15 protein-coding genes are annotated in these 12,934 nt (G+C 61.2%); 7 read left to right on the top strand and 8 right to left on the bottom strand.

Going from position 1 to position 12,934, the window contains the following annotated elements:
• The 4 genes from NW835_RS13430 to ligA form a co-directional block, all read right to left on the bottom strand.
• Window positions 1-845, bottom strand: an 845-nt coding sequence (locus NW835_RS13430; RefSeq protein WP_414415542.1) for a potassium transporter TrkG, incomplete at its 3' end; no start/stop codon positions are given.
• 63 nt (window positions 846-908) lie between these two features.
• Window positions 909-1,568, bottom strand: coding sequence for a potassium channel family protein (locus NW835_RS13425; RefSeq protein WP_011429691.1), 660 nt, complete (start codon window positions 1,566-1,568; stop codon window positions 909-911).
• 76 nt (window positions 1,569-1,644) lie between these two features.
• Window positions 1,645-2,991, bottom strand: a complete 1,347-nt coding sequence (gene clpX, locus NW835_RS13420; RefSeq protein ID WP_414365278.1) for an ATP-dependent protease ATP-binding subunit ClpX — start codon at window positions 2,989-2,991, stop codon at window positions 1,645-1,647.
• A 709-nt stretch (window positions 2,992-3,700) separates the two neighbouring features.
• Window positions 3,701-5,722 carry an NAD-dependent DNA ligase LigA gene (ligA, locus tag NW835_RS13415; protein WP_414415541.1) on the bottom strand — a complete coding sequence of 674 codons (2,022 nt, stop codon included), beginning with the start codon at window positions 5,720-5,722 and terminating at the stop codon, window positions 3,701-3,703.
• 64 nt (window positions 5,723-5,786) lie between these two features.
• On the opposite strand from ligA, the gene NW835_RS13410 reads away from it, so the two are divergent.
• Entirely contained in the window at window positions 5,787-5,930 is a 144-nt protein-coding gene (locus tag NW835_RS13410) for a hypothetical protein (protein ID WP_414377443.1), read from the top strand.
• An 18-nt stretch (window positions 5,931-5,948) separates the two neighbouring features.
• On the opposite strand, the gene rnc is transcribed toward NW835_RS13410, so the two are convergent.
• On the bottom strand, window positions 5,949-6,674 hold the full coding sequence (gene rnc, locus NW835_RS13405; protein WP_414365274.1) for a ribonuclease III: 726 nt from the start codon (window positions 6,672-6,674) through the stop codon (window positions 5,949-5,951).
• A 91-nt stretch (window positions 6,675-6,765) separates the two neighbouring features.
• Here rnc and NW835_RS13400 point away from each other — a divergent pair, with 91 nt between their 5' ends.
• Entirely contained in the window at window positions 6,766-7,098 is a 333-nt protein-coding gene (locus tag NW835_RS13400; RefSeq protein WP_414415540.1) for a hypothetical protein, read from the top strand.
• A 57-nt stretch (window positions 7,099-7,155) separates the two neighbouring features.
• Here the strand turns inward: NW835_RS13400 and NW835_RS13395 are convergent, their stop codons facing one another.
• The 3 genes from NW835_RS13395 to NW835_RS13385 all read right to left on the bottom strand — a co-directional run bounded on the left by NW835_RS13395 (window position 7,156) and on the right by NW835_RS13385 (window position 8,828).
• The gene (locus NW835_RS13395) at window positions 7,156-7,431 is read right to left on the bottom strand and encodes a hypothetical protein (RefSeq protein ID WP_414415539.1); all 276 of its coding nucleotides are present in this window, start codon (window positions 7,429-7,431) and stop codon (window positions 7,156-7,158) included.
• A gap of 87 nt (window positions 7,432-7,518) precedes the next feature.
• The gene (gene mutY / locus NW835_RS13390; protein WP_414365269.1) at window positions 7,519-8,604 is read right to left on the bottom strand and encodes an A/G-specific adenine glycosylase; all 1,086 of its coding nucleotides are present in this window, start codon (window positions 8,602-8,604) and stop codon (window positions 7,519-7,521) included.
• Between the two features lie 86 nt (window positions 8,605-8,690).
• Window positions 8,691-8,828 carry a hypothetical protein gene (locus NW835_RS13385; protein WP_414365267.1) on the bottom strand — a complete coding sequence of 46 codons (138 nt, stop codon included), beginning with the start codon at window positions 8,826-8,828 and terminating at the stop codon, window positions 8,691-8,693.
• 673 nt (window positions 8,829-9,501) lie between these two features.
• Between NW835_RS13385 and NW835_RS13380 the strand changes: the two genes are divergently transcribed.
• From NW835_RS13380 to NW835_RS13360, 5 genes are all read left to right on the top strand, one after another.
• Window positions 9,502-10,734, top strand: coding sequence for a serine hydrolase (locus NW835_RS13380; protein WP_414415538.1), 1,233 nt, complete (start codon window positions 9,502-9,504; stop codon window positions 10,732-10,734).
• Window positions 10,735-10,822: 88 nt separating this feature from the next.
• Window positions 10,823-11,116, top strand: coding sequence for an RNA-binding S4 domain-containing protein (locus tag NW835_RS13375; protein WP_414365264.1), 294 nt, complete (start codon window positions 10,823-10,825; stop codon window positions 11,114-11,116).
• A 51-nt stretch (window positions 11,117-11,167) separates the two neighbouring features.
• Window positions 11,168-11,827, top strand: a complete 660-nt coding sequence (locus tag NW835_RS13370) for a DUF2232 domain-containing protein (RefSeq protein WP_414415537.1) — start codon at window positions 11,168-11,170, stop codon at window positions 11,825-11,827.
• A 94-nt stretch (window positions 11,828-11,921) separates the two neighbouring features.
• Window positions 11,922-12,482 (top strand): hypothetical protein, encoded by a 561-nt coding sequence (locus NW835_RS13365; RefSeq protein WP_414415536.1) that lies wholly within the window; start codon window positions 11,922-11,924, stop codon window positions 12,480-12,482.
• A 44-nt stretch (window positions 12,483-12,526) separates the two neighbouring features.
• A partial coding sequence (locus NW835_RS13360) for an aminotransferase class I/II-fold pyridoxal phosphate-dependent enzyme (RefSeq protein WP_414415535.1) occupies window positions 12,527-12,934 on the top strand: 408 nt, incomplete at its 3' end.

The raw sequence follows: 12,934 nt of genomic DNA, 5'->3' as shown, positions 1-12,934 counted from the left end.
CTCACCTCCTGCAAGGATCCCTGGGGCAAGCTCTCGGCCAAGAACATCCCCAGGCCGCCCGTGCAGAGCAAGACCACCACCACGACCAGGGTGATGCGGGTGTGCAGAGAGGGGCGGTGGCCCTGCGGCCAGGTTAACAAATCCGACAAAACCGGGATGCCCAAGCCGCCAATAAAAATTAGAGTGCCCAAGATCGCCAGCGACAGGCCATCCGTAGGGATCCCCTCCTGCCCAAATAGGTCGAACCCCGCATTACAGAAAGCTGACACGGCGTGAAAAATGGCCAGAAAAACCGCCCGACCTGGCCCGTAGAGATCCCGCCAATGCACCCAGAGCAGCAGGGCCCCTCCCAGCTCGATCAGAGTGACCCCGATCAACACCCGCCGCATCAATTCCAGAATGGCCCCCGGATCGATCAGGCCCAGCGAATTGCACAGCGCCAGGCGATTGAGCAGGGAGATGCGCCGCCCGATCAGTTGGAACACCACCACCGCCAAAACCATGAAGCCCACCCCGCCAATTTGGATCAACAGCAGCAAGACGATCTGGCCAAGCAGAGTGAGATCCTCCGCCGCCACAATCGTCGAGAGCCCCGTTACGCTCAGGGCGGACATGGCCGTAAACAGCGCCTCATTCCAGCTCAAGGGATCCCCGCGCCCAATCCCCGGCAGCATCAGTAGCAAAGTCCCCACCACCGCTAGCAGACCTAACCCTGCGACCAGGCGCAGGGGCGGCGGCAGCGGGCGACGCCTGTCCCCAAAAAAGAGCCGGTGCAAGCGGCTGGCCGGGATCCAAGAGGACTGAGGCAGCGTCGGGCGAGGGGTTCCTGAAGATCGGGGAGACACCCATCCCTCGGACCCCTCGGGTTGTGACGGCGGGACACAGCCCTCTCTCATCGGATCCCCCCGTTACATCTCGTTCAGCCGCGAGATATTGGTATTGGCCCCCAACACCACCAGCAGGTCTCCTTTCTCCAGCAGGTAATCTGCCGGGGGAGAAACCACCAACGATTGTTTTCGCTTCACCACCAAGACCGTGATGCCAAAGCGGCGACGCAAGTCCGACTCCGCCAGCGTATGGCCCACCAGCGCCTCCGGCACCTCCAGCTCCGTAATGCTGTAGCCCGGCTCCAGCTCCAGTTGATCCAGGATCCCTGGCGCTGTTAGCACCTGAGCCAAACGCCGGCCCGCCTCCTGCTCCGGCAAGACCACCCGATCGGCCCCCACCCGCAAGAGAATCGAGCGTTGCCGCTCTGTCGAAGCCTTGCAAACCACGTTGCGCACCCCCAAACTTTTGAGGGCCACCGTCGTCAATAGGTTGCTCTCGAAATCGCTGCCGATGGCCACCACCACCGTGTCAAAGGAGAGAATATCCACTGCTCGCAGCGCATCCTCATCGCTGGAATCCAGCGCCACCACCTGCGTCAGTTGATCCGCCAGACGCTGTACGATCTCCCGGCTGCGGTCGATCCCCAAAACATTGTGCCCCCGCTCCATCAGCGTGAGGGCCAAACTCGTGCCGAAGCGTCCCAGACCGATCACCGCATACTCGCGATCCGCCCGCCCCATGCGCCCCCTTGCCCTTCCTTGCAAGACCAAACACTGATCATAAGCCGACGCAGAGGGATCCGGCAGGGCTGTGACCCTAGGCAGACTCAGGTTTAGGCAAGGTGGAAGGGTGAGGGATCAGCTCGCGCGTGGAGCGGCGCTCCACCATCTCAGCCGTGATGCGCACGTATTTGATATCCCGGCGAGAGGGAACCTCGTACATCACGTCCAGCATCAGCTCTTCCACAATGGCCCGCAGCGCACGCGCCCCCGTTTTGCGACGGTAGGCTTCCTTGGCAATGGCAGAAATGGCAGCCGGCTCGAACTCTAGCTCCACCCCGTCCATGCGCAACAACTTCTGGGCCTGCTTGAGGATGGCATTTTTGGGCTGCGTCAAGATGGCCTCGAGGGCCTTCTCGTCCAGGGGATCCAGGGTAGCCACCACTGGCAGCCGCCCGATGAATTCTGGGATCATGCCGTACTTGATCAAATCCTCCGGCTCCAGCGCCTTAAGGGCATCGGCCAGGCGTTGTTCACGGGTAACTGCTAGCTGCTCCCCTGGCTTGATAAAGCCCATTGACTTTTTGCCAATGCGCTGCTCGATCACCTTATCCAGGCCGACAAAAGCGCCCCCACAGATGAAGAGGATGTTGGAGGTATCGATTTGAATGCAATCTTGATAGGGATGCTTGCGCCCTCCCTGAGGAGGCACGTTGGCAATAGTTCCCTCCAGCATCTTCAACAAAGCCTGCTGCACCCCTTCGCCGGAAACGTCGCGGGTAATGGAGGGGTTTTCGCTCTTACGGGCAATTTTGTCGATTTCGTCGATGTAGATGATGCCGCGCTGGGCTTCTTCCACATCCATGTCCGCCACCTGCAGCAGGCGCAACAGGATGTTTTCCACATCTTCGCCGACGTAGCCGGCTTCCGTGAGGGTAGTGGCATCGGCAACGGCAAAGGGTACATCCAACATGCGGGCCAGGGTTTCGGCCAGCAGGGTTTTGCCGGAGCCGGTGGGGCCAATGATCAAAATGTTGGACTTTTGCAGTTCCACCTCATCCAGCTCTGCAGCTCCGAGGCTGCTGGGGTTGGCCTTAGCAGCCAGCCGCTTGTAGTGGTTGTAAACCGCCACCGACAGAACCTTCTTGGCTTTCTCTTGGCCAATCACGTACTGGTCAAGGTAGCGCATGATCTCGCGCGGCTTAGGCAACTGCGCCAGAGAAGGCAGGCCGCGAGAGGATTTTTTAGGGGTTTCGCGACGTTTGGCAACAGAATCCGTCTCAGGTCGGGTATGGCCGTCGTAGAGTTCCTCCTCCAAAATCTCGTTGCACAGCTCTACACACTCGTCGCAGATGTAGACCCCCGGCCCCGCAATCAACTTACGCACTTGATCCTGGGACTTATTGCAGAAGGAGCATCTCAGGTGGGAGTCATGCTTGGCCATGGGATCCTCGTTGCTGTTTGCTCTTGGCTATCGTGTTTGGCAAATTCTAGAAAAAGCCGGACGTTCCAGTGCTGCTCAAACGTGGGGCGCGGCTGGAGAGGCGTAGGGATACTGCAAGGGACAGAACTTACTGACTTACTAGTCTAGCACTTCCTTCCAGATTGTGGGCTTCCTAAGCCGGCCGTAGAAGATTGCCCTGCTGCTGAGAACAGCTCTGCGGCGATTGGAGATAAAGTTCATAAGAAAACCGCCCGACTCGACGTCGAGCGGCGGATGGTGTGAGGAGTGAACGGAAACATGCGTCTCCGCTAATTTCATGATAGTGGAATGTTCCTAACTCTGGCAAAGACGGTCGTCGGAGGTAAGTGGGCTTTCGGGTTCGGTTGGATACCCTCTGGAGCGGAACCAGGGCGGATCTTGAACACCAAAAAGGGGAAGGGACTGTCCGTGTTTCGTCCTCTTCCCCCTCTGGCGTCCACTCCTCACTGAATCGCATGATAAACCATCGCCGGGGCGAGGACAAGCCGGCCTTCCCAAATTTTTTGGGGAATCCACAGTCGAGGGACGGGAACGGTTTGGGCTGGCCAAAGGCCTCCGGCCCACGGGCGCGAAGGTGTTGGGCAAGGTGGTGGTTGCCGTTCCGCCAGAGTACAGGACTCAGAAGTGTTTCAAGAACCAGAATCCCCGCCCTTTGGGGCTGGGGAGTATGTCAATTTGGATCCAACGCCAGCAGCTCCGCCTCGCTCAGCAGAGGGATCCCCAAAGCCTGGGCCTGCTTGAGTTTGGAGCCGGGATCCGACCCTACCACCACATAGTCGGTTTGGCGGCTGACGCTGGCGGTTACCTTGCCGCCGCGGCTTTCAATCCAAGCCTTGGCCTGCTGGCGGGAGAGAGTAGGCAGGGTGCCAGTGATTACAAACTTCTTCCCGGCCAGAACCTGGGAGACGGCAGGAGCCTTCTGCTGGGGCAGAGCAGGGATCCCCAGCTCCCGCAGCTCCTGCAGCAGCCGCTGGTGGGCAGGATCGGCAAACCAGCTCACCACCGCCTCGGCAATTTCTGCCCCTATCCCGTAGATTTGGGCGATGTCTTCAGCCCTAGCCTGGGCCAAGAGTTCTGGGGCGGGGAAATGCTGGGCCAAAATCTGGGCGGTCACCACGCCTACATGGGGGACCCCCAAGCCGTAGAGCACCCGCTCCCAGGGCTGTTGGCGGGAGCGCTGGATGGCCTGCACCAGCTTCTGGCTGGAGCGGGATCCCATCCCCTCCAGGCTCTCCAACTGTTCCGGGGTGAGGCGGTAGAGATCGGCCACGGTGCGCACTCCTAGCTTTTCCACCAACTGGGCTACTCGCTTTTCCCCCAGGCCCTCGATATCCATGGCGTCGCGGCTGGCCCAGTGCTGCAGTTGCCCCCGGATCTTGGCCGGGCACTCGGGATTGGGGCAGCGGGTTACCGCCTCGCCAGCAGAGCGAACAAGAGGGGTGCCGCACTCGGGACAGTGGCTGGGCAAGCGGTAGGGAACGGCGTCAGGGGGGCGCAGCTCCTTGAGGATCCCCACCACCTCGGGGATGATCTCCCCGGCTTTGCGCACGATGGCGGTGTCGCCGATGTGGACATCCAGCTCCTCGAGGCGATCGGCATTGTGCAGGCTGGCGCGGCTGACAGTGGTACCAGCCAGAAGAACCGGCTCCAGCTCTGCCACCGGGGTGACGGCTCCGGTGCGGCCTACGCTGGCCACGATGGCGCGGATGCGGGTGGGGACTTCCTGGGCAGGGTATTTGAGGGCAATAGCCCAGCGGGGGAATTTTTGCGTAAAGCCGGCCTCCTCTTGCAGCCGCAGGGAGTTGAGCTTCACTACCACGCCGTCACAGGCATAGGGAAGCTGGGCCTGCCGCCACCGCTCGTAGAACTGGATCACCTCCTCGAGGCCCCGGCACACCTGGGACAGAGGATTGACGGGCAATCCCAGCTCCTTGAGCTGCTGCAGACACTCCCACTGGGTTTGGGGGGGATCCCCGCTCGGCCAGCCTTCTGGCCAGTGGAGGGCATAGGCAAAAAAGCTGAGCTTGCGGGCGGCAACGATGCGGCTATCCAACTGGCGCAGAGTGCCAGCAGCACAGTTGCGCGGGTTGGCAAAGGGGGGATCCCCGGCAGAGCGGCGCTCCTGGTTGATGCGCTCGAACTGGGCAATGGCAAGATACGCTTCCCCCCGCACCTCCAAAACCGGCGGCGGATTCGCTGCCGCCAGCCGCAGGGGGATGGCGCGGATGGCACGCACATTGGGGGTGATGTCCTCGCCTGACTGTCCATCGCCGCGGGTGGCCCCCCGCTGCAGCAGCCCATCCACATAGGTCAGGGCCAGGGCCGCGCCATCAATTTTCAGCTCGCACACATATTCCAGCTCCCCTTCCTCCGGGGTGCGCCCCAGCACCCGCAGCAGGCGCTCTTGCCATTCTTTTAGCTCTTCCAGGTTGAAGGCATTTTCCAAGCTGTAGAGGGGAATGCGGTGGGAGACGGTGGGGAACTGCTCGGCGGGCTTTTCTCCCACCCGCTGGGTGGGGCTGTCGGGGGTAATCAGCTCGGGGTGGGCCCGCTCCAGCTCCTGCAGCTCGCGGTAGAGGCGGTCGTAGACGCTGTCTTCCAAGATGGGGGCATCGTAGACGTAGTAGGCGATGCTGGCCTTCTGCAGCAGGGCGCGCAGGTCGCGGGCGCGCTGTTCCAGTTGGGGATCCATACTCTTCCGCACCGTTGGCTAGGTCTAGCGTAGGTTCAACGCTCTCATCTGTCTTAGGCTGCTGTTGCTCTGCCCCCTTGTTAGGCTAACCCCCAAAAAGCTGGGCAACGCGGATCCCAGCTTCCAGGTGCAGGCGAGAACTCCCCACAGGAGCGAGCTGGCGGCGCCGGAAGAAGAGGCCGGCTACCACAGCGGTCGCTACCCATGAATTGCCTCGTAGTGGCGCCTACCTTATTTCCTGCGACTGCAAGTGCCCGTAGGCTTGGGCCGCAGCGGCCATTTCTGCCGCCTTTTTGGAGCGCCCCTCGCCGCGGCCCCAACATTGACCATGGCCCCAAACTTCCATAATGAAGTGCGGCGGGTGTTCCCGAGCAGCCACCAGACGATATTCTGGCAAGGTGCCCCATAGGCGCTGGGTCAGCTCCTGGAGAGCGGCTTTCGGGTTGCGCCGGGTGGGATCCTGGAACCACTGCTCCACCCGTTGGCGAAAGTAGGGATCCAGCCAGGGATGCAGGCGGGACAGGGTGTGCATGCCCCAGCTTAGGTACAGGGATCCCAACACCGCCTCGAAAGCATCGGCTAAGCGCCGCTCCCGTCCGGCCAAGTCGTTTTGGGAGCTGGATCCCACCTCAAGGTAGCGCTCTAGGCCATGTAGATCCGCCAGTTCCGCCAGGTGGGCATCGCTGATTAGATCCGAGCGAACTGCGGTCAGCTCTCCCACTGACAAGTGGGGATAGGACTGAAACAGGAACTCGGTGGCCAAAATACGCAGGACAGAATCCCCCAAGAACTCCAGCCGGTCATTGTTGCGCTGGCCATCCAGGGAAGGATGAATCAAAGCTTGATCCAACAGATCCCAGCGCAGTTGTTCCAGCCAAGTGGGATCCCTGAACCCCAACCGGTTCAGCAGATGCTCCAAGGCGCGGCGACGAGGTGGGATCAGCTCAACCATAAAACCCGCGGCAAAATCCCTACACCTAGAATGCTCTCAGGGCTCACCTTGTGCTACAGGAGTAGTATAAGCTTTTGGAGAGGATCCCTTCATGCATGCCCGCGCCCGTCCTCGCACCCCCACCACCGAGATGGAGGTGACCAGCATTCGTCTGGAGCGTGAGCTGAAGCAACGACTGAAGGCGTTGGCCGGCGGCCAGGGCTACCAGGCCTTGATCCGCGAAATTCTCTGGGGCTATGTCTTGCGCCACTCTCCAGAGGCTGCCACCCTCGCTGCCGAGGATATTCAGGCCAGTTTCCCCGCCACGGCTCACCAGCCCCAGCGTTGCGCCCTCACTGGCCAGGCCATCCGGCCCCAGGAGCCGATGCTGCTGGGGTTGACCACAGATGGGAAATTGGTTCCCCTCAGCCCTGCCAGCGTCTGATTCTGGAACTCGAGTTCGCCAAGAGAGCCCTGGAGCGACCGACTCGACCGGCTTCTGCTAAGTTCCGCGAATTTCTCGATATTTTCTGGCGCGTTCTTCGGCGGGATCGGGGGCTTGCGCCTTGGCAGCGGCCTCTTGCAGTTTTGCCATCACTGCTTCTGGGGGGTCAGCAGAGCGGACGACGTAAAACATCAAGTTAATGGCTTCGTTGGCCGTCAGCTTGAGGGTTTCTTTCCCCTTAGGCACCAGCGCGATCTTGCCGTCTGTCGTCGTAATCGCCGTGTGGGATCCCTTGGCGAGAATCTCCCTAGCTTTTTCCAGAGTGACAAGCATATCCGTGCCTCACCTCAGCAGGACATCTATCATCCTATCGGATGTCTTGTGCGCGCAAGGCCGGAGGGGTTTAAGCGGTTTGGCGGATTACAGGGGTTCTAAGGGATTCCCTTGCGTTTCCAGCCAAGCGTATAGGTAGGGAAATAGCTTTTGGTTGGCCGCCGGAAAGGGAAATTGCGACAGCTCCGCCGGCTCGACCCAGCGTACTTCGCTGCATTGCAGGGCTTGGGCTTCTCCGCCCAAATAGCGGCAGATAAAAGCAATAAGGGTGATGGTGAAATGGGTGTAGGCATGTTCGATGGTGGCCAGCGGAGCCACTACCTCAATGTCGATGCCAATTTCTTCTTTCACCTCCCGCACCACACACTCCGCGGGGGTTTCTCCCGGCTCGATTTTGCCACCAGGGAACTCCCACAGGCCGCTGAGCATGGAGCTTTCCAGCCGCCGATCGATGAGGATCTCTTGCCCTCGCAAAACGATGGCCACCGCGATCTGTTTGTGAGGGCGCGAGGGACGGGACTCAGACATAGGCAGGTGTTGCTGTTGACCTCGATTGTAGGCAGCGCAGTCGGCCTGCCAAGGACATTGGCCACAGCGAGGCTGCCGGGGCCGGCAGACAGTAGCGCCCAGGTCCATCAGGGCCTGGTTAAAGGTGCGCGGCTGCTCGGGATCCAGCAACTGCTGCGAAAGCCGCCACAACAGGGGCAAACAGCGGGCCGGCGGCTGGGGCAAAGCCACCAGGCGAGCCAATACCCGTTTGACATTCCCTTCCAAAATCGGCAGGGGCAGGTCAAAGGCGGCGCTGAGAATGCCGCCAGCTGTGGTGCGCCCGATCCCCGGCAGCGCCAGCACCTGCTCCAAATTCCTGGGAAACTGGCCCCCGTGTTCCCGCACCAAGATCTGGGCTGCCTTGTGCAGATTCAGCGCCCGCCGGTAGTAGCCCAGGCCTTCCCACAATTTCAACACCTGCTGCTGGGAGGCTGCCGCTAAGTCCGGGATCCCGGGCAAAGCCTCCATCCAGCGCTGGAAGTAGGGGATCACGGTTGCCACCTGGGTCTGTTGCAGCATCACCTCTGCTACCCAAATGGCGTAGGGATCCTGGGTGCGTCGCCAGGGCAGATCCCGCCCATGCTGGCAGTACCAACGCTGCAAGGACTGCCGCAGGCGCTGCAAAACCGCCTCGCCCCAGCCTAGCGACTGCTCGCTAGCGACCGCAACCTCGGACTCCGCTCCAGTCCGTCGAGAGGGAACCTGGGATCTCAAGCCGCGTAAGCGAAGTGCAACGCCCACCAGATCAGGGCCGAGACCACCGCCGCCACAATGCTGGCCGAGATCAGAACCACAATTGGGCTATCGGCCCCCTTGAACTTCATGATGCCGCGGTTGTAGTTAGCCATTGTCGCCTCCCACCAGCTTCGGCCTTGGGTTGACACTCCCACCGCCTAAAGGCGGGGGATTCCTACCCCGTTCAAAAACAAACTCATAAAGGTGCTGTCAAGACACTTCTAGACAGTTCCTTAAGGCAAAGCCCCCAGGTTCTGCTTACTTTTCTGTTCTGTTCGCGTCAGCGGGACGGGGTTCTTGCAGGTTGGCTGAGACGTTGGTATCCTCCAGACGCTTGCCACGGTCAGGGTTTTCACCACTTTAGGAGCTCACCTGGGGACGGCACGCCTCGCTAACAACTATACCATTGGTGAGCAACCAAGGTTGCTTCCAGGCTTTGCTGCTCCGCGCCACTCGCGTCAGCGGCGCGGAGCGCTGAGTACGGAGCTACTAAGCTGCCCCTCTGTGTCGCGATGGGGAAACTCTCTTCATCGACCAACCCCGTCATCTCTAGGATAGCCAATTTGGCCTGGATCCAATCCGCCCCCAAAAGAGGGGTCCCAGTCGGGCAAGCTGCGGTGCAGGGCCCCCGCTGGTCGCAAAAGAAGTTAGAGCGCAGGAGCCGCCTAGCCAGAGGCTTTGGCAGCCAACTTCCCTGCTGTTGAGTTGAACCGGGCTCGCCAACGCAAGTTCGGTAAAATTGTTGCGATGTTGACCATCAAGACCTTCGTTGAGGCAGTCGTTCTCATGGCTAGAGCAGGGGAGGGGAAAGGCAGCAGCTCAGCTCGAGAAAGGTCTCGGGATCTGGGGCGTCGTCAGCGCCGCTTCCCTCAGGCTGCCTCCCCTTCTCGCCACTTGCTGCCTGCCCCGGCTGCCGAGGGATCCCTCTCGGCTTCCCGCCCCCAACCGCTGCGCTTCTCTCGCCAAAGGGCCATTGACCGGATGCGCCAACGAGCTGCCCAGCCTCGCCGCTTAAGACGGTCTCCGACCCTGGCAGAGGTGTTGCTCCGGGGCCTGGGCCTAAGCCTGATTTTGGGCCTGACGATGGCTGGCCTGTCGCAACTGCTGCAATCGACCACTCCTGCCCGGCCAGATCAGGAGGCAATGCAGCTTGGGGATCCCCCCCCCACCTTGCCCATAGACCTGTTCAGAGGACAGGAAATCCCCGCTTTACAGAAGCGCTTGGCTGCTTTGGCCGATCAGCCGGGCCTGACAGTAGGAGCCCTGTTCTGGGAGGTGGAAACCGGCGCCTTTGCTGGGGTGAGGCCGGATCAGGTTTTTCCTGCTGCCAGTGTCATTAAGATCCCGATTCTCCTGGCTTTTTTGCAGGCGGTGGAAACGGGTCAAGTGCGGCTGGACGAGAGGCTGACTCTGAGAGAAGACCTCAGGGGCGGGGGAGCCGGCGTATTGCAGACCCGTCCCCTCGGATCCCAGGTCTCTGCCCTGGAGGCAGCTACCCTCATGAGCACCGTCAGCGACAACTTCGCCGCCAACCTCATCATCGATCGCCTCGGCGGTCGGGAAGCCCTCAACCAAAAGTTTCGCCAGTGGGGGCTGCAACACACGCAGGTTTCTTGGTGGCTGCCGGATCTGGAGGGCACCAACACCAGCAGCCCGCGCGACATGGTCTGGCTGCTCAGCCAAGTGGAGCAGGGGCGAATGCTCAGCCGCCGCAGCCGCGACCGCTTTTTGGACATCCTCTGGCGCACGCAGCGGCCCTCCTATTTTCGCCCCAACTTGGGCCAAGAGGTGCGCATCGCCCACAAGACAGGAACTCTCAGGTCGGTGGTGGGAGATGCCGGCATACTCGATTTGCCCAACGGGCGACGCTACGTGGCAGCAGTGTGGGTAAAGCGGGAAACTCCCAACGATCCCAAAGCCGAAGAGCTAATCGCCAAACTCTCCGAGGCTGCCTATGAGTTTTGGTCTGCCGAAGGCGAGCCGACCGCTGCGGCTGCTGCCGATAGCCCGCAGCCCTAGGGGATCCCTGGGCCAGCCACCCCGGCAGAGCAGCAGCGTCAAGATCAAAAGTTGGATCAGCCGACATCCAAGCCAGAACGGTGAGATTATGGCCGAGACTCTTCCACCTTCCCAAGCTTCTCCAGCAGGGGATCCCCTCATCAAGCTGGATCAATTTCTCAAGCTGACGGGAGTTGTGCCCACTGGCGGACAGGCCAAGCAGCTCATCCAGGCGGGGCAGGTGCGGGTCAACGGCGAGGTGGAAACCCGGCGAGGGCGCAAGTTGCGCCGGGGAGATGTGGTGGCAGTAGCAGGCCAAGTTTGGCAGGTGGGCTGGGAGGGGGCCAGAGCTTGCGCCTGGAACAAAGCCAAAACTGTTCAAGATTCCCCTCGGCCCACTTAGCAGGTGCTGGCCTAAGCTGGGAACAGTGGTCTTTTCCTTGCTGGGCCTCCTGTGCAGGATGATTTTCCCCCCCTACCCCCCTCACCACCCCCTTCTCCTGCCTTGAGGGTGGTGGAAACGGCTTTCTTAGCCAGCACTGCCGCTTTGATCTGGATCTTGAGCTACACGCCGCTGGCGCCGTTTATGCGTCTGTTTTTCCCTATCCCAGTGGCGCTGGCGGTGATGCGCTGGGATCCCCGCACCGGGGCGATGGCGCTGGCGGTCTCTGCTCTGCTGCTGACGGTGCTGATGGGGCCCACGCGCAGCATTCTCTACGTCATTCCCTACGGCCTACTGGGCTACTGGTGTGCCCGCCTATGGCGGCGGCGCCTTTCCTGGTATGTCTCGGTAACCAGCGGCGCTGCCCTCAGCGCTTTCGGCCTAGTTTTCCAGTTGCTGCTCTCTTCTCTGCTGGTGGGGGAAAACCTTTGGACTTATGTCACCATCCAACTCACCGGCCTGACCAACTGGCTGCTGGATGTGTCTCTGGCTAGGCTGGGCGTGTACTGGGTGGCAGAACCTTGGATGGTTCAGGGGGTGGTGGTCGGGTTTATTGCCTTTAACTCCCTGGTCTACGTCTTCACGGTGCATTTGGTGGCAGCTCTGGTGATGGAGCATTTCCGCTGTCCGCTGCCGCCGCCACCGAAGTGGGTGCAATTTTTGCTGGATTAGCAGCCGCCCATACTTCTGAGATGGCCGCTGTCATGAGATAGACTTGTAGACCCTACGCTTGTGGCCTCCCATCCTGTCACTGAGTCCGAGTCCTATGAATCCACTGCCCCCGCCCGCCCACCCCTACCAGTTCCGCGCGCTGGGCTTGATCAAGGGATCCCTCAAATCGATCCCAGAGACCTACGCCCAGGCGACGCTGGTTGACACCGATGGCGTAGAGTATCCAGCCACCCCTGGCCGTGCCGAGCTGCTGCGCCCTTTCACCTATTGCATCGAGAGCGGCCACACTTACTGGTACTACGTGCAGCCGCAGCCGCGGTCGGGCGGCACCTTGGGCCTGAGCGTTATCCGCATCCTGGCCTTGCCGGAGGAGGAGCAAGATCCAGATCTAGAGGACGAGCCCTTTCTGCCTGCCCCTGAGGATGCAGAGGAGGGCTTTAACATTCGCGGCATCGTCGAGCCCCACGACGGCTTCATCTGGGTGACGGTGCGGCGCAAGCCCCAAGGGAACAAGCAGTTCCCCCCCCTACAACTGCGTCTGGAAGGGTTCTTGCCGGGAGCCGCCGCCGGGGAGTTCTGGGATCTGTTAGCGGAGCGGGAGGGCCATGAGCTGCTGCTGGTGGATGGCAGCCGCCTCTTGACAGCGGTGGCCTAACTGCCTAAAACTAACCCAACCTGCTATCCCAGGATCCCCAACTGATGGTGTCTGCTGCCGGCTTGTCCCAACGGGTTGCTCGCCTCTCTCCCTCTGCAACGCTGTCGATTTCGGCTCTGGCCAAGGCTATGCGGGCAGAGGGTCTGGATGTCTGTATCCTGAGCGCCGGCGAGCCGGACTTCGACACCCCTGAGCACATTCGGGCTGCCGCCATCCGCGCCCTGGAAGAGGGCAAAACCCGCTACGGCCCCACCGCTGGGATCCCTGCCCTGCGCCAGGCAGTGGCGGACAAGTTGTGGCGAGAAAACGGCTTGGACTACAGCCCCGACCAGATTCTGATTAGCAACGGCGGCAAGCAAGCCCTGTTTAACCTGGCCATGGTACTCCTGGATCCCGGCGACGAGGTGATCCTGCCCGTCCCCTACTGGGTCAGCTATCCCGAGATGGTGGCT

Source organism: Synechococcus sp. OH2 (genome assembly GCF_047462155.1).
Classification (GTDB): domain Bacteria; phylum Cyanobacteriota; class Cyanobacteriia; order Thermostichales; family Thermostichaceae; genus Thermostichus.
The sequence above is the reverse complement of the archived record's forward strand: the minus strand, read 5'-3'. Positions and strand labels throughout refer to the sequence as shown.